The following is a 25916-nucleotide window of genomic DNA, read 5'->3' on the forward strand; positions in this document are numbered from 1 at the left end:
TTGGTAGCGGTGGTGAGCGGCGCAATAGGAAGGATGGAATGTCTCGATAAATGTGGTGTTAATGGATTGTTGGAAAAACGATTCTGAGCGGCGAACTATGACGACTGAAGAGATAATTGCGACAGCATCGAAGTATATTCTTGGCCTGTTGACGCTCGGTGGCGGAGCAGCAGGTGTTGCTTTCTTCATCATGAAGTCTTGGGGAAAGGGCTGGCTTGATAATCATTTCAATAAGCGACTTGAGCTATTCAAGCACGAGCAAACGAAAGAAATTGAGCGTATCAAAGCAGAACTAAATACGACGTTTGATCGTGCGCAACGACTTCATCAATGGGAATTTGAGGCGCTGCCAGAAGTGTGGAGCGCCGCCAATGAAGCTTATGGCTATGTTGTCTCGCTATCCTCCCCATTTCGACAGTACGCAGATATTAGTCGAATGACGGACAAACAACTCGACGAGTTTTTAACCGACAATGAATTTCGTCCTTCTGACGTTGAAATAATTAAATCATCGGAACGGCCACAAGATAAGTATAATAATTTAGTTGAGTTGCGAAGAATATACGAAACTGACAAACGATTTAGAAAATTCACCATCCTATTTAGATCAAAAAGAATATTCATTGATGATAAACTATGCACCAGCTTCGATACGATTGTTGAATTGATGAATGCCGGCATAGTAGAGGCTGAACTTAACTATCGGTATGAAACCGACAAATTCTCCAAGGACGCCTATGAGAAACTGACGAACGACGGCAAAACCCTAATGCTGAATATTGAAGCCGACATCAAGAGACGGCTCCAATACCAATCAACTACCCCCTGCCCCGCGTCGTCGTCCTCGTCGCCATGATGTTATCAATCCGCTCGGTGAGCCCGTCGATGCGGTGTGCCACGCTTTCGATGGCCCGCATGATCTGGGACGTCTGTTCCTGCATACCTGCCTTGGTGGCGAACGTCTCTGCCGCGCGCAGCTTGTAATCGGAAAGCTCCTGCCGTGTCAGGCTAGCAAGAGCCGTTGCAGCGTCCGCTTTCGCAGCGTTGCGCGTTTCGGCTTTCGCGATCTGGCTTTCCACGTATTTCCAGAGCCCGAACAGAAAGCCCATCAGCATAACGATAAAGCCGACGACGGCCATGATTTCAGCGCCGGTCATCCAATATTCCCCCTTGCTGCCACACCCAGCCACAGGCAGGCCAGCCACGCCTTTGCGTATGCATACCGGGCGCTCACGATCGCACCCCGCACAGTTTTTCCAGTTTGGTGTTCTCCGCGAGGATCTGGCGCTTCGTGCCGTCTGTCAGGCTGTCCTCAATGCTCGGGCGAACGGGCCGCGCAACGTCGCAATAGCTACCGGCTGTCACGCATCCACCGAGACAGAGCAGCGTCAACATCACCGCCGCCAAGCTTGCTGGTTTCATCTTCGATCTTCCTTGCTTTATTGGCGGCCTTGAGCCGGTCGGCAGTGGCGGCAGACGAGTTGTCCGCCCTGCCCTTGAGGTAGGCACCCGCCAGAATCGCAAGGGCCGCAGCGATTGCCACGGCCCAGCCTGTGATTTTGGAGAGCAGGGATAAGAGCCAGGTCATGTCGGCACTCCAGTCAACATAATGGAAGCACTGCCGTCGCATTCGCGGCGGATGAGGTAGCCGTCTCGCGTCTCGGTGATTCCCTGAGCGAAGGTCAGCTTGGCGTCGCGCCATTCCTGTGTCTTGCCGACGTATTGAACGACCGCAGTTTCAGCGTCCGCGTCATACTCGATCACCACGCGAATCACGCCGCCACCCTCTTCAGTTCGAGCCGTCCGCTCTTCCACAGCCAGAAGCCCGCGCCTGCTGCGACCAGCAGAAGCGCGACCGTCGCAAACGCCCACGGGTTGCTCACCGCGCCGATAAGTCCAGTCACGAGCGTGCCACCCGTGCCAGCGACGATCGTCTGCACGGTCTTGTCCTGCAGCAACGGCACATCGTCAGGCTTGGCGTCCTCTGCAATGGCGGGCTTCATTTCGCGCGCCGCCACAAGGCTGTCGAGGAAGTTGCGATAATAGCCAGCGATGAGGCTGGCCTTGTCGCTGCCGTTGACGATAGCGCGGGCACCTTCTGGGTTAGCGTTACCGGCGCCGAAATAGTCTGCCAGCCGCTTGCCGGTAAACTTGCCGTTGATCATCCCGTCAATCAGGATGCGGATAGCAGTCGCCATCTCCAGCGCGGCGTCGGGATTATCGCTGAGACCATATTTCTTATAATTGTCCTTGCCGGTAATCATCGACAGGCCACGACCGCGGAACCGCCAGCCGTCATTTGCGCCAACATTGCCCATGCGACCGCCATAGACCTTGTTAGCCAAAGCCTGCGGATTGCGCACATAGGGCTGTGCTGCGGCAACTGTGCTGAACCGCGACGGCCAGACCTGCCTGATACGTGCAGCACTGGTGTAGTTCAGATTTTCCTCGATCGGCTGCATCTTGCCGCCTGTCTCGTGGAATGCCGTTGCGAGCACGTAAGCCGTCTGCTCGTCCGGCAGGCCTCGGCGCTCAGCTTCGGCCAGAATGGCCGACGTGCCGTCGACCTGCGCCTGGCTCAGGCGCCCGCCAAAAGGCGCGCGCCTCGCATACGCGAAGAACGTTGTTCTGTTCATTGGGATGTCCTGAAATTTTGAAAATGCGGTTCTTGAAACCGCCAACACGATCACTAAATCGATGCCGTCATTCCAACTTTATCGTTCGATCAAATGGAGGTTCCGATGAGCGACCGTTTGTTTGACAGCCCTATCTTTGTGAAGGACGGCAAATACTTAATCAGGGAAATTGCAAGCCCTGCCGACGCAATCGATTTTCTCTATGAATGGCCACACGATGATCGAGATATTATCTATGAAGTGGCATGGAGCGCCTGCTGCGACGCTCACAGCGGCCAGAAACCGCTTATCGTCGCCCAAAACGCATTTGAAGGTTTTGCTCGAAAGCGGAAAATCATTGAAAAGCCCGAAGTCGCGATGCCGTGGATGAATTCGCACAGCTCAGGCGGCGGGCGCGTTCCGGCCTGAGGTAGTTTCGATGCACTGGTATTATCTGATTGAAGGCGCAATTCTCGCAGCGCTTCTATGGGTGATAACCGCCCTTTTCTGGAATGCCAGACGACGGCAGTAGCGACGAACCCCGGCCCAGCCGGGGTTTTTCTTAAGCAAAGAAAAAGCCGCCTCAGTGGGCGGCTGTTGATCGTTTAAGCGTCTGCTATTCTTCGGCTTCGTCCGACGGAACCCATCGCCCTGAGCCAGAAACGGTTCAAATAGATGAGCGGTATGCTTGCTACCACGCTCAACAATAAGGATGCTGAAACGGCTGCGATCGCCGAACGCCCTCCCGCTTCATGAACGCGAACATAAATCCATGACCCAACCGATGTTATAACGAGCATATGCGCGAGATAAATCGGGAATGACAGCTCACCTAGGATAGCAAATAGTTTCGCTATCCAACCTTCTACACTGGACTGCAGAAACGCCACAATAAGAAGCATACTCGCCGCGGCATAGATAAAAACACGGTCTATACCGTCGAGATACCAATACCATCCAATTGGATTAAAATACCCCATCATATAAATGGCCGCTAGAATAGCGAAGGCTTTAAACGGCAGACTACTTTTAACATCGCGTTGGAACAGCGCGATCACAACGCCAAGCGTGAAACAGAGATACCATGGCGAAATAATTGAGGCGAGAACCGTCACCACACCGATTGCATAAAGCGACAAGCCGCGGTCCGCCTTTACTGCGATGATGAAATAGGCAAGCCCAAAGACGATAAAGCTCCCGATGAATTCGAAATGCATCGTCCATAGCGCGGTATTGTAATTATAATCCCCGCGGAAAAACGTGAAAAACAATCCTTCTGAAACCGCGTCCGATACTGGCTTTCCTAATGGAAGCACCGGAGACCCGCCAAACCCGTTCAGCCATCCCGATTTTGATATTTCTGCCGCTGCGCCGTAGCTATAGGCGTCGAAATAAAAAAGTGCCCATGATGTTATCGTAATCACGACAACCGGCATCGCTAGACGCGGCCACCGCCTCATAAGATTCCTGTTGATCGACGCGACATCCTGATCGTCGACGGCTCGATAGACCAGAACGAAGCCTGACAATGTGAAAAAGAAGGCCACAGCCGCCGTTCCGTTAATGAACGAGAAAAGCGGGGTTCCAGCGACGGAAACAGCGGGGTCGTCTATATATCGACCGACTACAGCCGGATGAAATGCAAGGATCGAATGATAGACGACAACGATAAGTGCCGCCAGCCCTCGCATTCCTTCCAAAATAACAAGTCTATCGGTCGATTTATGCATAAAAAGCCCCAGTGTGTTCTGAGACTTATAATCTAGATTTGGGAATCCTGCTTAAGAAAATTCGTTCCTTCGCATTGCTGTAGCTGACCCAGATATAGTTTTCCCCTTCAAAAACGTCTGGATAAGCGGCTGCGCCTATTTTGTACTCGCTTGGGTAAGTGGGGTCTTTCGACAAGCCTTGGCGCACGTAGTAAAGTTTGGACAGCTCGCCTTGGTCGAAGAGGCCAAGGAATAACGGATCTCTTTTATTCCCGCCTTCCAGATTGCCGACCAATGCGATTTGTCCATTTGATAGTCGGACCCCCGAAGAAACGGCAACATTAGGAATATCTGTTCGCCGTAGGCCTCCCCACGTCATCCCGCCATCACGGCTTCGACTGATCCATGCCCTTTCATTCAAGCCGCGCGCCCGCGACCCGCCAATCTGCCGCCAGAGTCTCAAAAGATCATTTTGGTCTTCCGATCTTTGAAAAGTTGTCGGCTCCGTAAAATAAACACCCGTCGATTGAACCCACCCTATCCATGGCGAGAGAATGGGGGCGTCTGGTGTGCTCCCTCCCCATATTCCGAAGACCTTAGAATACGCTAAAAGCACTGGCGAGAGGACGCTGTCGTAATTGGGAGACCATCCAAGTGTCGATTTATAAGGCGCGACCGATACACGGAAAGGTACCCCTAATGAACCGTCCGAAAGGCATTCAACAGCAAGTAATGCCTGACCTACCCGATGATCGCCCGACGTGTCATCGACAGCACCGACAAGGAATAGGCGCCGATCTATGACCTGAAAATTGCGCGGCAGAATGCCGGGGCCGTTAGAGGCAGGCTGGTTGGCATTGAATGCCTCAATATACGGGAACGCCATCACAGGTGCGGAAAAATTGACAACGTCTGATGCTGATGACTGAAGCAGAACAGTCATCCCTTTTGCATCTTCATTTATTCCGGTAGTTGTATATGCAGCCCACACGCGCCCTTCATGCTCTATAATACGAGTATGGTGGTGATATCTGTGAGAATACAAATCCCCCGCAGTTACCGGCAATCCATTGGGTTCTATAAGTAGAAAATGCTCCACGCCGGGCGCTTCGTCAGCTAAGCTGCCAGTCCTCTGCTTGCCTGCCCAAGAGAGTTCCGCACCAGCTATTTCTCGGACAGTGAGTGTGCAGGGCGACTTGTCACCCCACTGCACATTGCCGCTTCTTCCGCCCATCGTCACATAGTTACCACCAGAAACGTCATTAAGCCCCACCCGTAGAGAAACTTTCACAGGCCCAGCGATGCCGATTGTGTCCGTGACAAAGGCGTTGCCAATATTGACATAAAACGCATTCGTACCGTTTACGCCCCACGCTGCCGATGCTGAAGACTGTTCACCGACGAATACGGCGCAAGTAATGATCCCGCCCATTGTACATGATGCTACACCCGCGACCGATATTTCCAGTTTGCTAGACGGCTTGGTCACATCAATTACTAGAGATACGATTTCGTCTCCCTCATACTTTTGTGGCAAAGTATCGTCATTGGCAATTACAGCGTAGATCGAGCGATCTATGTCGCTAAAATCAGATATCTGCTGAAGTATAATTCCCACACTTATTGTCCTCGAATTCAGAGATTGAAGGAAGCGCCAAAATGAACTGATCTACTGGCTCCATAACTCGCTTGCCATCGTTCATGTCGGCAAAAGCCGAAAACACGAATGTCCAAACCTGATCGCGCCACTTGACGAATCCAATGGCTTGCGATGCCCACTCAGAGATGGTGGAATTCACATAGCTGGCGAGATTCGCGGAATTTTCATAACCCAAGCCTTGCGCCACACTATCGATATGGTTTTGAACGGCGGCTTTGTATATCTGCAAGCCGTTTGACGATTCGGAAAACGCCCCACCATCGCGCTTGGCCAGCCATTCTTTGTCAGCGACGACGGTCTTACCGTCGTGCAACGCCTTCTGATTACCCATTGATGGCTCCAATCAAAGTCACACGGCCACTTGAGATGTTTCCGGACGAGAAAAACACACGGATCGTCGTCACTCGCTGGAATACCGTCAGCAACGAACCGGCATAGATTTGAACCTTGTATCCAAAAGACGCCTGCACGCCTGTGACAGCCGACATCGCGGGCCGACCGGCAGAACTTCCTGGATGAATGGAAATGCGCGACGAAACGCCGTGAATGTTACTGATGTCGTTGGAAACAACTAGATTTGTCGCGATCATAGCCCCGCCGAATGCGCCGGTACTAGCGCTGGTCACAGAAATAGCTGAGGAACGATAGTCGCTGCCAGTGAAGAACGTCGCCCCATTGTCGGTACTGAACTGCAAGCCAAGCGCGACCGCATTTGTTGATGGGATAAGATAATTCAATACGAGATCGAAACACTCGTAACCACTTGGTAAACTCACATCGATATACGCGACGGGCGTTGCGACAGCGACGGTAGATATGGTTTTAGTGGATTTATCGTCCGCAAGTGATACTTGGGCAGAACCGTTCGTGACAAGCTGCTTGTTAGCAACGAGTGCCAATGGGGTGAGGGCGCCGTTAGCATCTGTCTGAAGAATTTGCTTGGTTGCAAGCGTAATCGCTGTGAGGCTTCCTGAACCGTCCGTCTGCAAAATCTGCCGACCACCAAGCGTCAGGGCTGCCAGATTGCGCAAGCTGCCATTTGGGTCAGTGACTACCGCCTGCAACTCATATTCCCCGGTCGGCCCTCCAACTGGGGCCTTCCCTTCCTCGACACCAAGTTCAGCGATGTTGGCCAGAACACCGTTGCCGAGCAGTTCAATGATGGTTGCGGCCTGCGTTGAAACACGCGATCCGTCGCCAAGCTGGCGGGCGCGGTATGGACCGTTGACGATGCTCGCGCCGGTCCAAGGCTCTGCAAGTGTCAACTGGGTATTGCTATCGACGCTGGCAATAACTGCTGTCAGGTTCTGGATTTGGAGCGTGTCACCTTCCCGAAACCGCGTCACCTCGAACAGCGTCCCGGTGCCGGTAACAGTCACTGACCCATTGGCGAGCGAAATCGTTCCCGACATATAGTCGGACAAAGTAACCATAGATTTTTCTCCTGGGATCAGTTCGGCGTTATGCCAAAAATGTAATACCGGACGCCCTGAATACGGGCACCGTAATCAAGCCGCGTCCAGCTGCCAGCCTGACTGAACGCATCGGACCAACCGCTATCCGGCGAACAGAAGAAATCGACATAGGTGTCGTTCACTTCGGCCAGCATGGATATGTTGGAGACATCAACCCCGCGCTCAGCTCGATAGATTGGCGTCGTTACGCAGTTCGGAAAGACGGTTGAGTATTTCAGGTAAGGCACGAAACCGGCATTATTGAAGTTCAACCGAAAGGTTCTCGCGCCCTTATATACCGCGTCCCCTGCCGACGAGTTGCCAAAGCTCGATAACGGAATAAAGCCCTGCGCGATGATCTGGAATTGCGGATAGCGACTGTCGAACAAGATATCATTCGGACGACTGGCAGGGTCACTCGTGCCGGGTTTCTTGATCTGAACGAAATCCCTCGCACCATCGTTTCCCCGAAAGATAACCTGGTTGCCGCCTGTCGACGTCGGCTGGTCATCCACGTTGAATACGACATACCGCAAATCAACGGCGTCCTTCTCGGAATTGTAGAACGTGACGCTGTTGTTGGACACGGTGTAAGACAAACGCCAAGTTCCTGCCGCCGTGGTATCGGTCAGCAGTCCAGGTACGCGCCACGTCTGCCCGGAGACACGGAACATAACGTCAACAACCGCCCTTTGCGAAAAAATGACGCCAGCAGGTGCTGAAATCGTTCTCGATCCATTGGCCGGGATATTATTTTCTGTTCCGTTCATGACGCAGAGAGCCGGCGAACGATTGTTCGAGCTGATGATCGTCCCGAACTCATTCGTCGTGTTCACATCATAGCCGGGTCTGGATAGCACAAACCGGCTGGAACTCGCCTCAAGTGACAGAAGGTTCGGAGCAGACGTATAGGTCCGCATGGCCGATGCGTCGGCGGGCAAGTCCCATACACTCGGATAAATGGCGTTCGGGTTTCTATTGTCGGTGTAGATCAGCTGGTTTTTCCAGACGAACCATTCTCCAAGCCCGACAAATCCCTGATCGCCCGTAGATATTATGCCGTTGTAGACCGTCGGGAATGTCGTTGAACCACTCGTCGTTCCAACCATCCTTCCCATAACGGTATAGAACTGCTGCGCCGTCACCACGTTATGATTGGTCGAGCCAACCAAGGCGTAATAGCTAAGGAAGGACCCGCACTCAATTCGGTTGGTCAGCAAGTCAACCTGTCGGAACTCAGACATCGGAACATAGCCCATACTCGAATAGGCATTCGTTATCCTGTAGAAGGTCGAGACATTATAGAAGCCGGTTGCCGTTCCCGTTCGTCCAGAAATGACGACGTTGCCCCGATCATTTGTGATGTTGAATGTCGCCGGAAGAGCCGAAAGCTCTGCCGAACGATAGAAAAACGGGTTCGTCGGGAAAACATAGGACAGGTTCTGTGTCTCCGAATTGAAGAAGAACCTGTCGAATGCCGTGTTCGCCAGCGTCAGCGGATCGTCAGTGTCATATTTCAGGCATTTCAGAACCGGGCCGACACCCGGTTTGTAGCCGATAAACGTCTGGGTCATGTGAATATCCGCAGATCGGCCAAGTTGTCATAGCCACGCATGATCATTTTGCCGTTGTTGGACTGAAGCACGTCGAAATACAGCGTTCCGAGACGGGCATTCTGAATGTAGACCTGCCCGTTTTGCACAACGAACGGATAGGTGAAGGTGCCGTTATTGTTCGGATCGGCAATCGCGAACTGGTTGGACACGACGATGAATTGACTTCCCGTCGGCGTGACATTGATAAACCAGCCCGCCTGTTTCCAAGTGTCGCCCGTGTTGATGCGCGCGTAAGCCGATATCCTGGCCGATGTGCCACCACCGCCTACTGTCGATGTCATGCGCCAACCCGAGTTAGCCACCGTGCCATCAACCGACGCGTTCACGTCGGTGATTGCATCCGCGACCGCGGTGTACTGGCCTTCGACATTATCCACTCGCGTAGACAGAAGCGTCACAACGCTTGCATCTGCCTTGTCGTCAAGCTCGGCGTTCAACTGTGTCAATTGCTGCACAATGGCGCTGTTTGGCCCAGTAGCTACATAAATATCTTCAGACCACGAAGCCTTTGCCTTGCCGTAAGTGCTGGCAAGTTCGCGGCGAAGCGACCGGCTATCTGCATAACCCGCCAGAATGCCGTCAGCGGTCTTGGTCGCATTCTCCTGAGCCTGACGAAGCGCCTCGCGCCGGTCATCAGTCATCCAGTTGATGAGGCCCTTCGTGTCACTGTCTAGGCGCTCATAATCGACCGGGCTATCATCGCCCGCCGCCTTGAGCGTCGTGAATGGCGTTTCTGTCGACCAAGCGACGGATCGGCCATTATCCACGCGCAAGCGCGTCCGGACAAACCAGTCAGTCAGCGAGGTTAGACCTTCAACAATAGGAACGTTGATAACGTCCCATGTTACGAACTTGGTGAACACCTGCGAGGGGTCATTCGCTGGCCAATATTCGATGTCGACACCAACGACTGAGATATCGTCAATCGGGTCCCAGATCAGCCGCACACCGGGCAACTCCCCTTGCCCATCTGCTACGACAACAATTGGAATGGCGAAGAAATTCTGCACCTCGGCCAGATATTGCGGCGGCGGAATAACGATGATGTTCGGCGGGTTGGTTTCGTAAGCTGTAGGATCAAACACGCCATTGCTGATCTGCTGCAAAGACAGCGAGATATCGCGAGCGCCATCCGTATTGATCCCGCCAAGCTGGCGCGTCAGAACCTGAAACGTGCGGTCGCCATACTTGGCGCTATTCCAGCGAACCCACCGTCCTTCCTTGATTGTATCGAGGAATTTCGGATGAACGACGATTTCCGCTGATGCCTGATAACGCGCCCCACGGATCGCGATGTCTGCCAGCCTGTCCACCTGCCGCACATCGGTGACGGCAGCGTAAGGAATGGCACTAGCAAGCGTTTCGCGGTCTTCAGCCAATGCGCCGGCATCAATGCGAGTTGCGGCGTCCTTCGTTTCATAAAAGTCATCCGGCGAAACATAAGAAGCCGCGACAGTATTGATAAGTTCGGTACGTTTGCGCTTGGCACTGAACCGCAACGGTGCGCCACGTTTGATGTCGGCGTCGGTGATGGTTGCAACGATGGCCTGAGGAGCACCTGCAATCGGGAATTCACCATCAACACGTTCAACCCACGAGCCGCACATAGCTTCAAGAATCGGCGTAAGGTTGGCGTCGTGGTTGGCGCCGGGACCATCCTTGGCAATCGCATGGGCGCGATAGCGCTTCGAACCATCCGGCATACCTTCATCGCAGATGTTCGCCGCCTGGGTGTATTCTGCCAACGGTAGGCGGCTTGCGCGAACAGCCTTGCCGACCATGCGCTGCGTGCCGTTGAAGAAACCGCGTTCCAGATTGTAGATCTGCACAACAGGATTATCAGAATATTCCCAAGTGCTCTGGTCATCCCAGCGATGCGCGCCCGATCCGCCCATCGTGGTGTCTTTGCGCCAGTCATAAAGAGGCGCGCCGACGACTTCGAACAACAGCTTTGCTGGCGAGGTCAAACCATCGCCGTTCTTGCGAAGCTCGGAAAACACGATTGCATAGGCAACGCCAGCGCCGCGATGGTTCGCAGTCCAGCGACCGGCAGGACGGGCATTGTTGATCAGCGTAGGTTCGGCCTGCTGATCCATGGTGCCGTAGTAGAACTTGACGCGGACGTTATCGTGATCGTCGCCGCTCGTGCCTTCGTTCGGCACATGCCAGTAGCCATCCGCGTCTTGTGCGATAAGTGTGCGCCACTCACCGTTGTAACGAACACGAGGCACGGCTGTGATGCGGAAGCTCGATAGGACGAACACGTCTTGAATCAGACGCCCGCCACTGCCGTAGCTATTTCGGTAAATATGATGGCCTTCGGTCGCACATGTGCCGAGAATCACCGAACGCGGGATATTCGCCCCATACTGGGTTTCCAGTTCGGAAGCTCGGCTCTGTGTCTTGGGAGGAAATAACGCATTGACGGCGTATTTAAGCGCAATGCCGAATGCAGTCTGAGCAATACCGGCGAGAATCGGACTGGCAGCAGCCCATGCGGCCACGCTCGACACGATGCCGCCGATAGCTGTGAAGATAGGCGCTAAAAATGGCATGTGGCGGCCTCATGCAGGCGCAACAAAAAAGGCCCGCTGCTGGCGGACCTTCAAAGGCGCTGATTGTAGTGGTGGTTAGCTGCCGACCCTGTAGGCCTGCTCGATATCGGTCACCGGGTAGAATGCGAGCCCGGAAGGCTGTTTGACCCCGAAGCCAGAGCCGCAAATGAACCCGGCGACGTATTCGTCATTGATTAGCATCACGCCGACATCACCCCGGCGGGCAGAAAGCCGATTGACCGGCACAAGCTGGAGATAGGTTTCGAATACGTCCTTGACGTTCTCGCAGCCATTGGCGCGCATCTTGCGCGCGGCCCCGGCCTCGGTTTTGTATTTACCGCGGAATTCGGCGAGAGGGTTTTCTCCGATAACCGCTTCAATCGCATCTGCCGCCGTCATCAGGCAGTCCGAGACGCCCCATTCCGGAGTGATGGAGACGTGCGCCGTCGCAATATCTTCCAGCGCACGATCCCAACCTTGCACTCTAGCCGAATTTGATTTTGAAGAATTCATTCTTGATCCTCGCTGCATACTCGAAAAGCATGTCGCCTAACGAAACAAGCTGCTGATCCTCGTGCGAGGCATAACGATAACCTTCGCGGAAGTTGTCGACTGCACCGGTCTCGATATTGCCTTCTAACCAAACATTGTCGCCTTCCTCGCGGTGGTCGATGGTATCGACATAGCCGTACCAAGTCGGCTCGGCGTGAAGGAACGCGTTCGTATCCGGGTCGAAATAGAAGTCGTAGAACGTAACAGGACGGTTCTTGTAATCTTCCTGCTCAATCAGCTTCAGCTTGTCGGGTGTGAGCCCAAAATCAGCAGCAGCAGGCAATCTCATAGTTACCGGCTGGGCAGCCGTGCCGAGCGCATACATAGGCTCATCAATGTCAATCAGCGTGTTGCCGTTGTACGTGAGGCCTGCATAGTTCACGCTTCCCTTGCCAGAGAAAAAGCCATAAATGCCGGTGCCGAATTCGACTTTGACGGCAGAGGCAATCTTACCCCTGCCCTCGTCGAGCAATTGCTGTAGACGTGCTGGGAATGCCATTAGTTACCGCCAAATCATCGAAAGGGTGGATTGAACTGCGCCCAGCTGATATCTGGCCGGCATGATTAGAAGTGTTTGCATGTTGATTGTCGGTTTTGGTGCCTTGATCCAAGGTATTCTTCGCCTTGGAAATCCAGCCCAAGCAGTAGAAAAAACGGGCTGGTTATATCAGCAGTTCGGAGACCAAGGCGTAGCTTTCGGCATGATCGCCCTTGGCGCCGTCGCATTGGTCATAGGCGCCATTATGTTCAACAACACCTGGGTTCGTGCTATTCGCGCTCGGCGCCAACGGTAGCCGAGCCTACTTCGGCACCTCAATCAACTGAAACGACGCATCGGGAAACTTGCCGTCGCCAATTTCCCACGTCTTCGGCATCAGCCGCATGTTCATCACCGGGCTCTTGAAGCGAACTGCCGCGCCGACGGTTATGTAGGACGGTAAGAACGGCTCGATCTTCACCTGCACGCTCGTGCTGGCTGCTGTGGCATCAGCAACGATGCGGGCGATGAAGTTGTAATCGCCGACCGTAAACCCGATCAAATCGCCGTTCATCAGTTTAAGACCGACTGCGACGCCATTTAGCGTAAGTGTATCGCCGTTGATCGCAGCCAGCGTCGCGGTGCCAGTTATTGCCGGGTTATTGGCGTCTCCCCAGTATGCTTGCGGGATGCAGACGTGCTTTGGGGTGTAATGCACTGTAACTAGACCGCCCCGGCACCGATCGATGAACGCTTCGAGTAAATTTCTCTTGGCATTCGTCAAATCGGTGACTTTGGCCGTCCACGTCCAGAACGGATCGCCGTTCTCAATCGCTGAAATCGCCCGATCTCCGTATTGAGACATGGAAACCGGGCGATTCAGGATCGGGAAAGTCGCTTCGTAGCGGAGGCCAGTCGGAAGAAGTTCAGCCATTACTTTGCCAGCCCTCTTGAGTTCACCTGCCTTAGATCTCGCGCAGTTCGAACTGCTCCCGACTTATCGTAAGAAGCCAGTCCCTGTTTGACGTTGCGCTGCGAGATGCGTTCGACCTCGGCCTGCCAGTTGCCGTCGCGATCCACAAAGACACGAACGTCGGCAATGCCGAATTGCGCTTGCTGCGTCGCAGCAGGTGTCCGAAGGATCGGCATGGATGGCGCGCGCAAAGGTGAGCCTCCATCCTTAAGCCCGATAACACGCCCGCTATTGATGGCTTCCAGCAAAGCACGGTTGCGCTTTGTGGCTGCCGCATTCACGACGAATTCCTCGTCGCTCAGCATCGCCGGGATTTTATCGCCACGCGGCCCGCCAGGACCGCGAACAATTCCACCGCCTGCGCGCTTTACCGGTCCACCGTTCTTGCGAAAGATGCCACCCAGAGCGCCGAATAGGTTGAAGCCGCCCTTGTCGGTATCGAAGATGTTCGCAAGGCCGATATCGATTAGCTTTTGTGCAATGCGGCCAAGAGCGTTCGCGAAAATCTCAGCTGACTTTGCACCGTTTAAGAAATCATCAGCAATCCCACCGACGAGGTCTTTTTGGAAAGCCGCCATATCCTCGGCGGTCTCCTTGATACGGTTTTGCGCTTCGGCAAGTTTGTTTGCCTCGGCACTGGCAAGCGCCCACTGGTCTGCGGTCTGGGCAATCTGCGCCCGCAGTTCCGGAGTGAGCGCGACACCCGCCTTTTGCGCCGCATTGAGCAATTCCTGCTCTGTGCGCGCCTTTTCCATGGCATAGCCATAGTCGTTAATCAGCGGGTTGATCTGGCGCTGCGCTTCTGTCTCTGCAACAAGTGCAGCCGTGCGGTCAGCAATACGTTGAATGTCGCTGTCGAACCGCTCAGCAGGGGTTTTCTTTGATCGCCCCTTTTTCTTGTCGTCTGGCGTGTAGCTGGTGCCGCCGCCGTAGCCCGAGGGCGTAGAGGCGAGGATCTGCTGAGCCTTTTTCTGTTGGTCTTCTAACTTGCCAACAGCCAACCCGAGGGCGTCTGCGTTTGCTAGTGCCTGATCGGCGGCATATTCCAGCGGTTCAAACTTGAGCCCGGTTAGCTTCCGGAACCCCTGAGCCCGCGCATTAGCCGCCGAGAAGTCCGCATCAGCCTGTGCGTAAGCCGCTTTGGCGGCCTCGAGCTGCAGACTGATCTGCTTGACCAGTTCAGTCTGATACTGACGAGAAGCAGAAGCAGCGCTCTCTAACGCAACCTTGTTTCCATCGACGGCTTCGCTGAATGATTTAGCAGCACGGTCGCCCGACGACATGTTGTTATAGAGCAAATAAACCGCTCCGGCCGCGGCACCAGCCAGAAGCCCAATCGGGCCGAGAGACGCGCTGAACGCTGCTACAACACTTGTTCCGGTGCGTAGTGCGGTCAGGAACGAGCCCAACGCAACAACGGCCTGACCAAGTCCAACGACGACGCCTGCAATTGCCCTGCCAGTAAAGGCCGTAATCAGCACGGTCACAAAAGCCGCAACGACGTCAGCTATTTCTTTGAAGTTGTCGGCAACAAACTGAAGCGCCTGCACCAGTTGCCTACTTGCGCCCGCTGACTTATCGGCATTGCCGATATAAGCGGTAAACTCGTTATTAATCTGCGTGAAGGCGTCAGCGATCGTCGAGTTCGTTGCCTTAAACTGCGCTTCGATCCCCTTCTGTGCATTCAAGATAGCCTTGAATACGCGATCAGACGTCAGCTTCCCATCGGCACCAAGCTGCTTCAAGCCTGCAATAGTGGTCTTAAACTCGTCAGCAATTGCCTTCGCAATGACCGGCGCGTTTTCACGCAACGACCGGAGTTCATCACCCTGCAACACGCCAGAACCCAAAGCTTGCCCGAGCTGGAGAATGCCTGCAGCTTGCTCCTGTGCCGATGCCCCGCCCGCCTTGAATGCTTTAGATACCAGCGACGTCGCCAAAGCAATCTCGTCTTCCGACTTGGCTACGGCGGAGGCCGATCTGATCAGCCGAGCATATAGGTCAGTATAGGCTTCAAGACTTGTCCGAGCTTCGTTCGCGCCGTCCTCCAACTCATTCAGCGAACGTGCGCCAACACCAGCAGCCGTCGCTGACGAACGAATGAGGTTCCCAGCCTGCGTCCAAGCATCCGCATACTGCATCAACTCGCGCGTCCCCAAAGCGGCAGAAATGCCGGTCAAAGGTGCTGCGAGGTCTCGCATTGTGCCCTTGCCGATGTTGCCAAGCGCCGCGTTGATACGCTGTACGCTGACATCTGCAGACTTCTCCATCTGGCGCATCTGCCGCGTGAACTGCCCACGCTGACGATTGATGGCGTTCTCCAATCGCTTGAAATCGGCTGAAAATTGAACGACAAGAGATTCAAGGTTGGTTGCCATGGCAGGGAGGCTCCATGAGAGTATGTTTTTTGGTGATTGCTGCCGCCGTTATGGCAATGCCCGCGCAGGCTAATGAGCAGAACGATGCGTTCGAGCGGGCTGCGCTGGAGTGCTGGAACCCGCCTGCTTCAATGAAATTGGCAAGCAAGATCGTTCTCTCTGTCGAACTGGATAAAGACGGGGATTTGTCGGATGTGACCGCCAAAGAGTTCCCGAAAGACGGGGTTGGGAAGGCTGGCGTGGAATCGCTCAACCGGGCCTTACAACGGTGTTCGCCTTACAAGCTGCCCGGTGGCGCCTATACCTTGACCGTCGATCCGAAGGCCAAAGGCGCGAAATCGCTGAATCCGTTTAAGTAGATTTGCGGCGTCACTTTACCAATCATGCCGACACGAGCCATACTCCTTTGCGAGGAGGAAGGCCTATGAAAGCGATAACTACAGTTTGCGTAGCAATGTTGGCTATGTCCGGTTGCGCCAGCAATAAGGCATCTGACCCGGCAAACAAAGAACTGAGATGCCAGCAACTGCTTAGCCGGGCCAACTACGCAGGAATACTGGAAGCTGAACGCGCTCAGGCGCAGGCTGAGGCAACGCAGTTGGGTTGCTACTAGCAACCCGCCCTACCCCTCGCTCACCCACTCCCAAAGCTCGTCTTTTTCCGCCTGGCTCAAACCGCCATCGTCGGTCGAGTTGGCTTTGACGTAACCGTCAACGGCAGCCATGAACTGCCACATGGACATTCGTCTTACTTCTTGCGGCGTGAAGCCGAGCGCCGCACCGTTACCGTAGACCGCGGCAAATCTGACTTTTCCGTTGGGGAGACTGTCAAGCTGTTCTCCTTCAGATTTGCCGCCGATGGCTCCCCCACCGGCTCCTCCGGCACGCCTTGAATGCCCGCCTGTAGAATAATGGTAGCGAAAACTATGTTCTCAGCAGGTGGGCGCTTTTCGATGTAGGTTCGCACCAGTTTCGTGGCCGCCGTGGGCTCCAAGCCTCCGCCGATCAATCCCTGCCGGATAACATGGGCGATATCGCCGACGCGGCACTGTTTGGTGAATAGCCGCTCCAGAATGACCCAGGGGCCGGCGTCGCAAGCCTCCTGCAAGGCTTCCAATTCACCCCACCCTAGGCGGAAGGTATAAGTACCATCCGCCCAGTCTAGTTCAACTTTAGCGTCTCTGCTCATTAGGGAGCCGTCGCCGCCGAAGTGCGGACCATCTCGCCGTCGGACTGCAGCGACACATTGAGTGTAGCCCGCTCGCCGTTGTTGGCGCCGATTTCGAGGCTCTCAGCGTGCATTTTGCCAGTATAGGTGTAGGTCGTAGCAGGAAACTCGATTTCAACCTGTACCGGAATGGAGTCGATGCTCTCACCTGCATCCAGCCAATCCTCAACGGATTCTGAAGCTAGCACGCCTTCGCCGCTAATGCTCATGGAGAGCGACGCCGCGTCACGTCCAATCCAGTCGACCTTGTCAGGATTTTCACAATCCGGGATCGAGACTTCATTGAGGTTCTTGGTTAGCGTAATCGATCGCTGGGTAAAGCCACATGGTGCTTTATACACGATCGGCGTTGCGTCATTGCCGATCTTAACGCGGACCTTGCCGCCTTTGATCGTCGTAGCTTGAGCCATTGCGGCCTCCATGCGAAAAAGACCACCCAGGGGGCAGCCGTACAAAAAGATTTTCGGGGTGATCGGCGCGGAGGCCTTAAGGCTGCTCGATGATCGCCGTGTAACGGATCGACGCATGATTGATCGCGCCGTCCTGTATGTAGTCAATTCGCCAGTAGTCGAATGTCACGAGGGCATTAGATGCCAAAGCAGGTTCCCACCCTCGTGTTGCGAGACGCACTGCGTTTGCGACGTCGCGCATCTGTTTTTTGGCTGGCTCAATCGACCAGACATCCAGCTGGAAAATGATATCGTCAGCGAAAATACAGTCGGCATTTGCCTGTTGAGCGCTCGACGCGCCGATACTGACATATGGGAAAATCGAGGGCGAAACCTGCCCTTGATCATTCGTCGGTGGGTTATCGTAGCTACGCTGACCAATCAGCGAGACAAGCGCGGGAAAGCTGCGCAATCGCTGAATAATTGCGCCCTGAAGTTCTAAAACCGGGTCCATTTAACGATCCGCCGCTATCTGTTTAGCTGCCTTGGTGATAGCGCGAGATACCCTCGCCCGCGCACTTCGCCGTTTGGCTCGCCACGAGACGTAAAAGAAAGGTTGCGCCTTTGACCCCGGGTTGAATGTTCCGGGGAACATGCCGCCGTTCACGTGTGGCGCACTGCCGAATTCGACCAGATGTGCGTAACGCACCTTGGAATTGCCGGCGTAAATCGTGATTGTCAGCTTGCCGTCATTCGACTTAACGCTGCCAATGCGCTGACTGTACTTGGGCGCTTGGCCCCACGTCCACCCGATGCTTTCCATCAGTTCACCGTCATCGACGGGAACCAAGTTTTGCATCATGTTGACGATATCCTGAGCGCCTTGCTCCATAGCGGCTTTGACAAATGTTTCAGCGACTTCCGGAAATTTCGTTAGCTTGATCTGCAAGCGGTCCAGACCTTTGATCTTTACCGCCATCACGTTTCCTCGCCTTCAATCGCCAGCATCTCAATGTACTGCCCGCGCTCGTCGGGATTGACGACGGTCTTAATTCCGAAAACCCGGTTCGGCTTACCGCCAGTCTTCCCAGCCCGAGCATCATATGCCCGCCACGACGCCGTCACCTGCCTTGCCGCAGTACTGCCGCGGATCGTCAAGTTGTAAGGCTGCATGGACTGCATTCGCGCCGCCATGATGCTTTCAGCATTGCTGCCGTATCGCGGTTCGAGCCTTCCCGGCACGGTGAACTGGTCTACCCATTCGCCGCGTGTACCGCCGAAACCATCATCCACGTCCTGCCGGACCTGAAACGTCATACGGCAATTCAGGCTGCCGGCACCTGCGCGCTTCGCCATGCTTCAGCCTCGTCTTTTGTGGGAGTTGGAAGTCGCTGGGCTTTGCCAGCGACAATGGCGCGATTAGCGCAAGGCGTGGTCACCAAGCCGACGTATCCCGCCGGATACCGGATCGTCACCGCGGGTTTGGGAATAAAGTCGTAGGTGGCTGTGAAGTGGAGCCAGGGCATGAAGCCTCAATTTTAATCGGGCGTCGATTTCGCAAGCAGCGATGTAAGAATTTCCAGTTGCTCTTGCTGCTTTTCGATGAGCGCCTTGAGTTCGTTCGAACGCAACTGATCAAACTTCTCGTGTAACGCCATTATTTCAATTTCAGCTTTGAGGTTCACTTCGTAGTCATGTGCAGCATCCAGCCGGTCCCTTGCAGCTTGGCGGTTCTGACTCATCATAATTATCGGCGCTTGCACGGCGGCCAACATCGAAAGCACGAGATTGAGAAAGATAAACGGATACGGATCGAAAGCGAATGCCACCAAAATTGAATTTGCAGCCACCCACGCGACGAGCACGAGAGCAAAAAGCATTATAAATGTCCATGAACCACCGAACTCGGCGACCTTATCTGCGAGCCGTTGACCATAGGTCAGCTTCTCGTCAAACGACCTATTTACATCGCGTGCAATTGTTTGACGCTCAGACAATCGCGCTAGGACAGACTGTTCTCTTGCTGTCAGTGTATCCGCAGATCGTCCTAAATACCTGAGCGACCGTTCTGCAACCTCGTGACGAAAGCCGGTATCATTCTTGTCTGTGCGGGCCATTGCGATCTCCAATCATTCAGAGGTCCATATGTTCCACAATTGCTAGAACGATAACAATCTCAAACCCTCAACAGCCGATATGGATCAAGCAACCAGCGCGGTTTCGTCTATTCTTCCACCATCAGCGTGCGCCACACCCGATAAGGAGCGAGTAGCGCACGAACATGACGCGGCAGAACGGCATTACCTTCCGCTTTCATGTCTGGCTCGCGGTTCTCGTACAGATCAGCCGCAACCAACAAGATCGCCGCCGTGATCGGCGGTGCTAACTCAATGCCATCCGGCAAGGTAGGCGTCGCGCCGGTTGCCACGACCTCGCGGTCGACATATTCGATGACGATTCCCTCTGCCGCAGCCAGATATACTTCGAGCTCGGCATCCTCGTCGTCATGAAACACACGAAGGTGTTTCTTCAGCAGTTCGAGGTCAACCAGTGCCATCGCCACCACCCTCCGGCGGCGTTTCAGGCTCCGGTTCTGGCTCGGGCGCCGGATTTGGATCGACGATTCCCGCCCCGATGTAGCTCGCCACCCGGCGCTTGCGTGTCTTCGTGTCGGCCATCGCCAACCTCCGTAAACTTCTCGACGTAACCAAGCGCCAGAAGCGGGCCTGCTTGCCAGTTCGGCAGATCGGCGACCATGCCTTCATCCAATCGGCCGTAATTCCCGACCAGGTTTTTTAGCGCTTTGATTTTCATGTTTTCCTCGTGAAAAGGGGCGCCGAAGCGCCCCATCAACGATTAAGGAGTTACAGGCGGATTGACGTCGCCCGTCACAAACGCCTCTGGGCGGTACACTGCCAGCGCAAGGCGTTCTTCGATGCGGATCGAGAACATGTTCTTTTCGAAGTCGTCCACGTTCTCGCTCGAGAGCAGAACTTCGATACCCATACGGTCGAAAATCTGCGCACCGAGATTGAACGCACCGGTCAGGAACTTGCCCGCAGAAATTGCCTGCGTCTGGACGACCGGTAGATTCCACAGCGAAGGACCGATCGGCGACTGGGCATTGCCGACGATGTAGTTGCCGCCAAGATCCTTAGTCAGCTCAATCTTGGTCCAATCCGTCGGATGCAGAACAAATCCGCTCGCCGGATATTCGGCCAGAATGACCTGTAGGATTGCAAGGCGAAGGCGGTCAATTGCCGTTTCGTTCTCCGGAGTGAAGGCCGGAGCGAAGGCCGATGCCTGCGGGAGAATGCCGTGCAGGTTCTGACCGGTGCCGTCACCGTTCAGAAGCTGGCCTTCTTCAACGAACTTGAGACCGTACGTGCCGCGAGCGTTGATGTAGCTCGCAAGGCCCGGAGCGTCGTCGAGGATCTGACGGCTTGCCTTGAAGATATGGGCCAGCGTGCGAACAGGCGTGGTTTCCATATCAAAGGTGAGGTCAGACTTGGGCTTCTGCGTGCCTTCTGCGACGGGCGCAGCGTTGTTCGTGAAACCCGTTTCCTTAACGATTTCGACGCTTGCGGCCGAGGTCTGACCCGGTGCAATAAGGTCACGGATCGTCAGCTGGCGATTAGGTGGGGCGATGATGCCTGGCACGCGCTGCCCGGGAACAAGCGACGATCCCGCCGAACGACCGGCGCCAACCGTGGTATTGCCGGACGTAATGTCAGCGCGTTCCATGCCAACACGGATCGAACCGCGCCACGCGCCGGACACGTCAGTTGACTTGAATTTTTCAGACGCCACGACGATATCGCCAACGTCCTGCGGACCCTGCGCAACGTCTTCACGTTCACGAGCGGCGCGCTTTTCCAATTCGCTAATGCGGGTCGTGGTGTCGCCAAGCTCGGACAGCGCCTTGTCGACCTTGCCGGTCAGCTCAGTGGAAACAGTTCCGTGCTGCTGGAGCTGCGTGGTAAAATCGGTCGCAAGATTGCCGACCTGCTCTTTAATGGAGGCGAGCGAAGCACCCAGCTCGCCAATGCGTTCTGCTAGTTCAGCCATAAATGGCTCCTTTGATTTAGATTTTGAATGTCTTTGCTTCGGCAATCAGCCGTGTGACCGCTGCCAAAGCGGCAGCATCCGCATCGTCATCAGGAGCCCCCTGATCAGACTTGAGGTAGAGCCGAGCGGCCCGCTCTGCCTCCGAATTCGAAAGACCAAGAAGACCCTTCAGGCCGTTCTCGAATTCGCGTTTGGTGATTTCTTCGCCGGAGGCCATCTTGTTAGCCAACAATTGCGCAGCTTCTGCCTTTGCGGCGTTCGAAGCCTTTACGCGGCGGACATATTCCGGCTCGGTGTTCGCGCCCAATCGGGCCAAGGTCTCGTCAAGTGTGGCAATACGGTCTGCCATACCCCGGTCAATAAGGGCTTCAGAATAGAATACCCTGCCCTGACCAAATCCGTCTTCGACCTTGGATTTCGTAACGCCACGCCCATCGGCAACGCTCTGCAAAAACCGGCCATAGGAGCGGTTTACGCTGTCCTGAATGTAGGCCAGCGTGTCCTTGCCGAGTGGTTCAGTTTCGTTGCCTTCGACCTTGTGCTTGCCTGCCGAAATGTAGGTGCGCTTGACGCCAGCCTTTTCCAACGCGGCAGAGATATCGTCGTGTGCCGTGTAGACACCAATCGAACCTGCACGCCCGGATGGCGTAACAACAATTTCGTCGGCCGACGACGCGATCCAGTAGGCGGCGCTTGCCGCCAGCGAGTTCACTTGCGCTATAATCGGTTTTTCACCGCCGCGCAGTTTGCGAATTTCCGTTGCGAGTTCGTCCGTGCCAGGTACCGAGCCGCCAGGACTATCAATATCAAGAACAACGGCCTTCACATCCTCGTTGGACAGCGCCTTGTGTAGCTGACGCTTGATGCCGGCATAGGACGTGCCGCCACTCATCGCTGAGAACAGGTCCATTCGGTCGGCTAACACGCCATAAACCGGGATCACTGCGACCTTGCCTTCAATTTCGGCGATTTCCTTTGCGCGAGCATCCGAAACAGTCGCTGCAAATTCAGGTGTGACGAGCTTGTCGCCCGCCACACGTGCCGCAAGAACATCAGCCAAAACGGCTAGTTTTTCGCGCTGAATCGCCCACGGTTCGGCCTCGAAGGCCGTCAAAATGTGTTCGAATTTCATGAATTTCCCTTATCCAGCGCTTGGCTGTGCATCATCCAGCGGAGGCCCGCCGTTGTGTCCGACCATGGACAGAGGCTGCATGGTGCCGTTGACGATCAATTCGTCGCCGCCATCCATCTTTGGCTTGTTCTCGTAAGCTCTGGCCTCGTTCGGCGTATAAATGCCGTTCTGAACCATCTTCTGCAGGAACTCCGCCCTCGCCTGGCTATCGCCGCGCAGCAGGCCTTCCATATTGAACTTCACAACGGTCGTTTTGCGGGTCTTTGCATCAAGCAAGTCGCGGTAGATCGCGGATTCAATGCTCCTGAGCATGGGCGTGAGGCATGTCTTGGTAAACTGCAGGATCAATTGCTCGATCCCGCTGCCCCAAGTCGTTGTGCCATTCGCAGCATGGCCAATCATGACAGGCGGAACGCCGAAAATGCGGCAAATCTGCTCGACGCTGTACTGCCGCGTCTCAAGCATCTGCGCATCTTTTGGATTGATGGTGATCTGCGACGGGGTGAGCCCCGCCTCCAGTACCGCGATCCCGCCTGCTTTGTCGGCGCCGGCGAATGCCTGTAGAGATTCCGCGATCTGCTTGCGCTGATCAGGCTTCAGAACCTGATCCGAAGACAAGACGACTGAAGCCATCATGCCGTTCTTGAACATACGGCCAGACGTTTTTTCGCCGGCCATGGCGTTGCCGATGACATTGCGCTGTGCAGCTATTGGCGAAAGGCCCCGATCACAGCCAGGCATGACCAATCCGCGAACATGAAGCATGTCTTCTTCGCGGATTTTGCGAACGCCGCCCTTCTTGCCGTTTTTGTACTGTTCGGTGACCTCGTAGTAGCGGTTGTTCCGGTCATCGCGCTTCACATCAACGCAAAGCGGATTGAACGGGTTTAACGCTACCAGCCGACCGCCATTTTTCTTCTTTTCGGCGAAGAAATTGCCGTCAAGACACAGGCAAAGGGCAGCCATACCCCAGAAATCTGACGCACTGTCATCCAGATTCGGCAAGTCGTGCAGTAGTTCGTACAGCGGATTCTCGCGGTCGACGTCAACGCCGTCACCCTTGTAGACATTGCAGGGCAGCGTTTTCACAGCATTGGAAATCAGGTTCACACACGCCCAGACAGCATCGAGCTGCATGGCATGTTCATATGTGACCGTCTCGCCGCTTGTCGTCGACATTCCAAAGAATGCGCGCCATGGGCCGGAAAGAAGCCCGAAAGGCTTCCCGACCCAAGTCAAAAGGCCCATGGGCACTCCTACCAGGTTATAGTGATCATGTTGTTGACGAAGTCGTCGATGTCGGCTGGTTCGATCGGTGTATCCATCGCCACGCCAACTGCCATCGCCACAGCGACTGCCGCGTCGATGCGCACTGACGCCTTTGTTTTGACGAACCACCGGTTGTCTTGCGGGTCATGATCGAAAGTGGCGCCCATCAGGGCGGTCATAAGGACGGGACTGCGTCGCATACGAATGCGACCATCGATAATCATGTCTTCAAGCGCCAGGACCGAGCCCGGCATCCACAAGCCTTGCGGCGGTGGCAGGCCGGCAGCTTTCGCCGCTTCTACCTTTGCAGGCTCAGGCCGCGCCCGAACCTTGCCGCCCTGTGGGTGTGCGACATGTTCAATGTCTAACCCGAGCGCTTCGACTTCCTCGCGGAACTTGTCGTAGGCGTAGCGGTCATAGGCGATGGCCTTTATATCGAAGGCTTGATCGATTTGCTGCACCCGCGAGGCCACGAAGTCATATCGAATCCGCTTGCCCGGCGGGGCATTCAACCAGCCCTGCTTTACCCAAAGCGCATACGGTGCCTTGTCAGCCTGTTCTCGCGCTTCCAGCGTATCGGCTGGCGTCCAGGCCTCCACCCACGCATCAAACGTCGGCAGATTGACGGTAGATCCGTCCTCGCGCTCCATTTCCTTGAAGCCAGTCGGGACTACGCATGCAAGCACGGTCATGTCTTTGCTGCCCGACAGGTCGACGCCCATGAAAACCGGCTTGTCAGCGTGTTCAACTTCAGGATCGAACTCGTCCATTACGCTTTCGACGGTCTCGCGTGGCATCCATGCCTTGTCGGCATCGGTCCAGCAGCAGAAATGCAGCCGTAGAATGCCGTTCAGCTTGCCCGGCATTTGCTTTGCCTGAGCGACGACACCGGCCAGATATTCCTGCGTCAGGATAACGCCGAGAAGCGGGTTAGCCTTCTTCCAGCAAGTTTCGTCCTTGAGCGGGTCGTCGCCCTTGTCCAGCGCGCAAACATAGGAAAACGTTGTGTCGTCGATCACCTCGCCGACATAGGCAAAGTCTTCGTCTGGCGTTTGGGTACCGGCAGCCACCTTGACGGCGTGTTCGTGCTCTTCCCAGCAAATGCTGTTTCGGTCACTGCCCGAGTTCGTAATCATCAACAGTAGAGGCTGCCGACGAAACTTGAAGCCGCGTTCCAGCATTTCCATCGTCGAGCGGTCTGGATGTTCGTGCACCTCGTCGCAGAGCGCAAAGTGCGGACGCGGACCGGAGCCTGATTTGCCGGAATCCTTCGAGATCGGACGAAAGAACGATTGCGACTTGTGATGCGCGATATTGAACTCGCGCCCGATGCCGCCGCTGAACTTCAGCCGTTCGACCAGCGCAGGAGCGGCGCGCACCATTTTGACGGCGTCCTGGAAAAGGATGGCCGCCTGTTCTTTCTTAGCGGCCGCCGCATAGATCTGCGCTCCAGCCTCCTTGTCCGCGATCAGCCCGTACAGACCGACACCGCCAGCAAACGGCGACTTACCGTTGCCCTTGCCTTCCTCGATGTAGGCGCGACGAAAGCGCCGCGAACCGTCGGCCCGTTTCCAGCCGAACAGCGAACCCAGCTTGAAAGCCTGCGATGCATGCAGTTTGAAAGGCTTGCCTTCGAACTGCCCTTCGGAAAGCTTGAGCCGCCCTTCAAAGAACCGAAACACACGGTCGGCTGCGTCGTCGTCCCAGTACAGCCCGCGCTCATTCCCGTGTTCGAGATCGTAGAAATGGCGACGGCATGCATTGCGAACGTGAGGGCCGGCAACTTCTCTGCCATCAATGACAGCTTGCGCATAAGCGCTCACACGCTCAAGCGCCGGCAT

Annotated in this window: 30 protein-coding genes; 4 read left to right on the top strand and 26 right to left on the bottom strand. The window is 55.1% G+C overall.

Going from position 1 to position 25916, the window contains the following annotated elements; translation table 11 throughout:
- Window positions 1-97 precede the first annotated feature (97 nt).
- Window positions 98-856, top strand: coding sequence for a hypothetical protein (locus JAU75_RS19270; RefSeq protein WP_199058072.1), 759 nt, complete (start codon window positions 98-100; stop codon window positions 854-856).
- Here the strand turns inward: JAU75_RS19270 and JAU75_RS19275 are convergent.
- The 4 genes from JAU75_RS19275 to JAU75_RS19290 form a co-directional block, all read right to left on the bottom strand.
- A complete protein-coding gene (locus JAU75_RS19275; protein WP_043062918.1) occupies window positions 819-1157 on the bottom strand; it encodes a hypothetical protein in 339 nt (112 codons plus the stop codon). The genes JAU75_RS19270 and JAU75_RS19275 overlap by 38 nt on opposite strands.
- A gap of 194 nt (window positions 1158-1351) precedes the next feature.
- The gene (locus JAU75_RS19280; protein WP_199058073.1) at window positions 1352-1588 is read right to left on the bottom strand and encodes a hypothetical protein; all 237 of its coding nucleotides are present in this window, start codon (window positions 1586-1588) and stop codon (window positions 1352-1354) included.
- Window positions 1585-1776 (bottom strand): hypothetical protein, encoded by a 192-nt coding sequence (locus JAU75_RS19285; RefSeq protein WP_199058074.1) that lies wholly within the window; start codon window positions 1774-1776, stop codon window positions 1585-1587. The genes JAU75_RS19280 and JAU75_RS19285 overlap by 4 nt, the downstream gene beginning before the upstream one ends.
- On the bottom strand, window positions 1773-2636 hold the full coding sequence (locus tag JAU75_RS19290; RefSeq protein WP_199058075.1) for a chitinase: 864 nt from the start codon (window positions 2634-2636) through the stop codon (window positions 1773-1775). The genes JAU75_RS19285 and JAU75_RS19290 overlap by 4 nt, the downstream gene beginning before the upstream one ends.
- Window positions 2637-2741: 105 nt before the next feature.
- On the opposite strand from JAU75_RS19290, the gene JAU75_RS19295 reads away from it, so the two are divergent.
- The gene (locus JAU75_RS19295; RefSeq protein ID WP_199058076.1) at window positions 2742-3044 is read left to right on the top strand and encodes a DUF982 domain-containing protein; all 303 of its coding nucleotides are present in this window, start codon (window positions 2742-2744) and stop codon (window positions 3042-3044) included.
- Window positions 3045-3220: 176 nt separating this feature from the next.
- On the opposite strand, the gene JAU75_RS19300 is transcribed toward JAU75_RS19295, so the two are convergent.
- From JAU75_RS19300 to JAU75_RS19335, 8 genes are all read right to left on the bottom strand, one after another.
- Entirely contained in the window at window positions 3221-4345 is a 1125-nt protein-coding gene (locus tag JAU75_RS19300) for an acyltransferase (protein WP_199058077.1), read from the bottom strand.
- A 25-nt stretch (window positions 4346-4370) separates the two neighbouring features.
- Window positions 4371-5942 (bottom strand): hypothetical protein, encoded by a 1572-nt coding sequence (locus tag JAU75_RS19305; protein ID WP_199058078.1) that lies wholly within the window; start codon window positions 5940-5942, stop codon window positions 4371-4373.
- Window positions 5914-6315, bottom strand: coding sequence for a hypothetical protein (locus tag JAU75_RS19310; RefSeq protein WP_199058079.1), 402 nt, complete (start codon window positions 6313-6315; stop codon window positions 5914-5916). The genes JAU75_RS19305 and JAU75_RS19310 overlap by 29 nt, the downstream gene beginning before the upstream one ends.
- Complete coding sequence (locus JAU75_RS19315; RefSeq protein WP_199058080.1) at window positions 6308-7417, bottom strand: hypothetical protein; 1110 nt, start codon at window positions 7415-7417, stop codon at window positions 6308-6310. Before JAU75_RS19315 ends, JAU75_RS19310 begins: the two co-directional genes overlap by 8 nt.
- 17 nt (window positions 7418-7434) lie before the next feature.
- Window positions 7435-9012 (bottom strand): hypothetical protein, encoded by a 1578-nt coding sequence (locus JAU75_RS19320; protein WP_199058081.1) that lies wholly within the window; start codon window positions 9010-9012, stop codon window positions 7435-7437.
- On the bottom strand, window positions 9009-11609 hold the full coding sequence (locus tag JAU75_RS19325) for a DUF1983 domain-containing protein (RefSeq protein WP_199058082.1): 2601 nt from the start codon (window positions 11607-11609) through the stop codon (window positions 9009-9011). The genes JAU75_RS19320 and JAU75_RS19325 overlap by 4 nt, the downstream gene beginning before the upstream one ends.
- Before the next feature lie 75 nt (window positions 11610-11684).
- Entirely contained in the window at window positions 11685-12122 is a 438-nt protein-coding gene (locus JAU75_RS19330; RefSeq protein WP_199058083.1) for a hypothetical protein, read from the bottom strand.
- Window positions 12094-12660 carry a hypothetical protein gene (locus JAU75_RS19335; RefSeq protein WP_199058084.1) on the bottom strand — a complete coding sequence of 189 codons (567 nt, stop codon included), beginning with the start codon at window positions 12658-12660 and terminating at the stop codon, window positions 12094-12096. Before JAU75_RS19335 ends, JAU75_RS19330 begins: the two co-directional genes overlap by 29 nt.
- Before the next feature lie 79 nt (window positions 12661-12739).
- On the opposite strand from JAU75_RS19335, the gene JAU75_RS19340 reads away from it, so the two are divergent.
- Window positions 12740-12955: a hypothetical protein gene (locus tag JAU75_RS19340; RefSeq protein WP_199058085.1), complete on the top strand. Its 216-nt coding sequence runs from the start codon at window positions 12740-12742 to the stop codon at window positions 12953-12955.
- 6 nt (window positions 12956-12961) lie between these two features.
- Here JAU75_RS19340 and JAU75_RS19345 read toward each other — a convergent pair whose 3' ends face one another.
- Both JAU75_RS19345 and JAU75_RS19350 read right to left on the bottom strand, forming a co-directional pair.
- A complete protein-coding gene (locus JAU75_RS19345; protein WP_199058086.1) occupies window positions 12962-13573 on the bottom strand; it encodes a hypothetical protein in 612 nt (203 codons plus the stop codon).
- A complete protein-coding gene (locus tag JAU75_RS19350) occupies window positions 13573-15990 on the bottom strand; it encodes a tape measure protein (RefSeq protein WP_199058087.1) in 2418 nt (805 codons plus the stop codon). The genes JAU75_RS19345 and JAU75_RS19350 overlap by 1 nt, the downstream gene beginning before the upstream one ends.
- Before the next feature lie 14 nt (window positions 15991-16004).
- Here JAU75_RS19350 and JAU75_RS19355 point away from each other — a divergent pair, with 14 nt between their 5' ends.
- Window positions 16005-16349: a hypothetical protein gene (locus tag JAU75_RS19355; RefSeq protein ID WP_199058088.1), complete on the top strand. Its 345-nt coding sequence runs from the start codon at window positions 16005-16007 to the stop codon at window positions 16347-16349.
- Between the two features lie 388 nt (window positions 16350-16737).
- On the opposite strand, the gene JAU75_RS19360 is transcribed toward JAU75_RS19355, so the two are convergent.
- The 12 genes from JAU75_RS19360 to JAU75_RS19415 all read right to left on the bottom strand — a co-directional run bounded on the left by JAU75_RS19360 (window position 16738) and on the right by JAU75_RS19415 (window position 25916).
- Complete coding sequence (locus JAU75_RS19360; protein WP_199058089.1) at window positions 16738-17178, bottom strand: gene transfer agent family protein; 441 nt, start codon at window positions 17176-17178, stop codon at window positions 16738-16740.
- Window positions 17178-17627: a phage tail tube protein gene (locus tag JAU75_RS19365; RefSeq protein WP_151601670.1), complete on the bottom strand. Its 450-nt coding sequence runs from the start codon at window positions 17625-17627 to the stop codon at window positions 17178-17180. The genes JAU75_RS19360 and JAU75_RS19365 overlap by 1 nt, the downstream gene beginning before the upstream one ends.
- A 76-nt stretch (window positions 17628-17703) precedes the next feature.
- Window positions 17704-18120, bottom strand: coding sequence for a DUF3168 domain-containing protein (locus tag JAU75_RS19370; RefSeq protein ID WP_199058090.1), 417 nt, complete (start codon window positions 18118-18120; stop codon window positions 17704-17706).
- On the bottom strand, window positions 18121-18585 hold the full coding sequence (locus JAU75_RS19375) for an HK97 gp10 family phage protein (protein ID WP_199058091.1): 465 nt from the start codon (window positions 18583-18585) through the stop codon (window positions 18121-18123).
- The gene (locus JAU75_RS19380; RefSeq protein ID WP_199058092.1) at window positions 18585-18962 is read right to left on the bottom strand and encodes a head-tail adaptor protein; all 378 of its coding nucleotides are present in this window, start codon (window positions 18960-18962) and stop codon (window positions 18585-18587) included. The genes JAU75_RS19375 and JAU75_RS19380 overlap by 1 nt, the downstream gene beginning before the upstream one ends.
- 182 nt (window positions 18963-19144) lie before the next feature.
- Window positions 19145-19723, bottom strand: a complete 579-nt coding sequence (locus JAU75_RS19385; RefSeq protein WP_199058093.1) for a DUF1003 domain-containing protein — start codon at window positions 19721-19723, stop codon at window positions 19145-19147.
- A gap of 107 nt (window positions 19724-19830) precedes the next feature.
- A complete protein-coding gene (locus JAU75_RS19390; RefSeq protein ID WP_199058094.1) occupies window positions 19831-20163 on the bottom strand; it encodes a head-tail connector protein in 333 nt (110 codons plus the stop codon).
- A gap of 23 nt (window positions 20164-20186) precedes the next feature.
- Window positions 20187-20420, bottom strand: a complete 234-nt coding sequence (locus tag JAU75_RS19395; RefSeq protein WP_199058095.1) for a hypothetical protein — start codon at window positions 20418-20420, stop codon at window positions 20187-20189.
- A 42-nt stretch (window positions 20421-20462) separates the two neighbouring features.
- The gene (locus JAU75_RS19400; protein WP_199058096.1) at window positions 20463-21674 is read right to left on the bottom strand and encodes a phage major capsid protein; all 1212 of its coding nucleotides are present in this window, start codon (window positions 21672-21674) and stop codon (window positions 20463-20465) included.
- A 16-nt stretch (window positions 21675-21690) separates the two neighbouring features.
- Window positions 21691-22806 carry a S49 family peptidase gene (locus JAU75_RS19405; RefSeq protein ID WP_199058097.1) on the bottom strand — a complete coding sequence of 372 codons (1116 nt, stop codon included), beginning with the start codon at window positions 22804-22806 and terminating at the stop codon, window positions 21691-21693.
- 9 nt (window positions 22807-22815) lie between these two features.
- Window positions 22816-24054 carry a phage portal protein gene (locus tag JAU75_RS19410; RefSeq protein WP_100648920.1) on the bottom strand — a complete coding sequence of 413 codons (1239 nt, stop codon included), beginning with the start codon at window positions 24052-24054 and terminating at the stop codon, window positions 22816-22818.
- Window positions 24055-24062: 8 nt separating this feature from the next.
- Window positions 24063-25916, bottom strand: a complete 1854-nt coding sequence (locus JAU75_RS19415) for a terminase TerL endonuclease subunit (RefSeq protein WP_199058158.1) — start codon at window positions 25914-25916, stop codon at window positions 24063-24065.

Origin of the sequence: Ochrobactrum sp. Q0168 (genome assembly GCF_016427605.1) — a bacterium.
Lineage (GTDB): Bacteria > Pseudomonadota > Alphaproteobacteria > Rhizobiales > Rhizobiaceae > Brucella.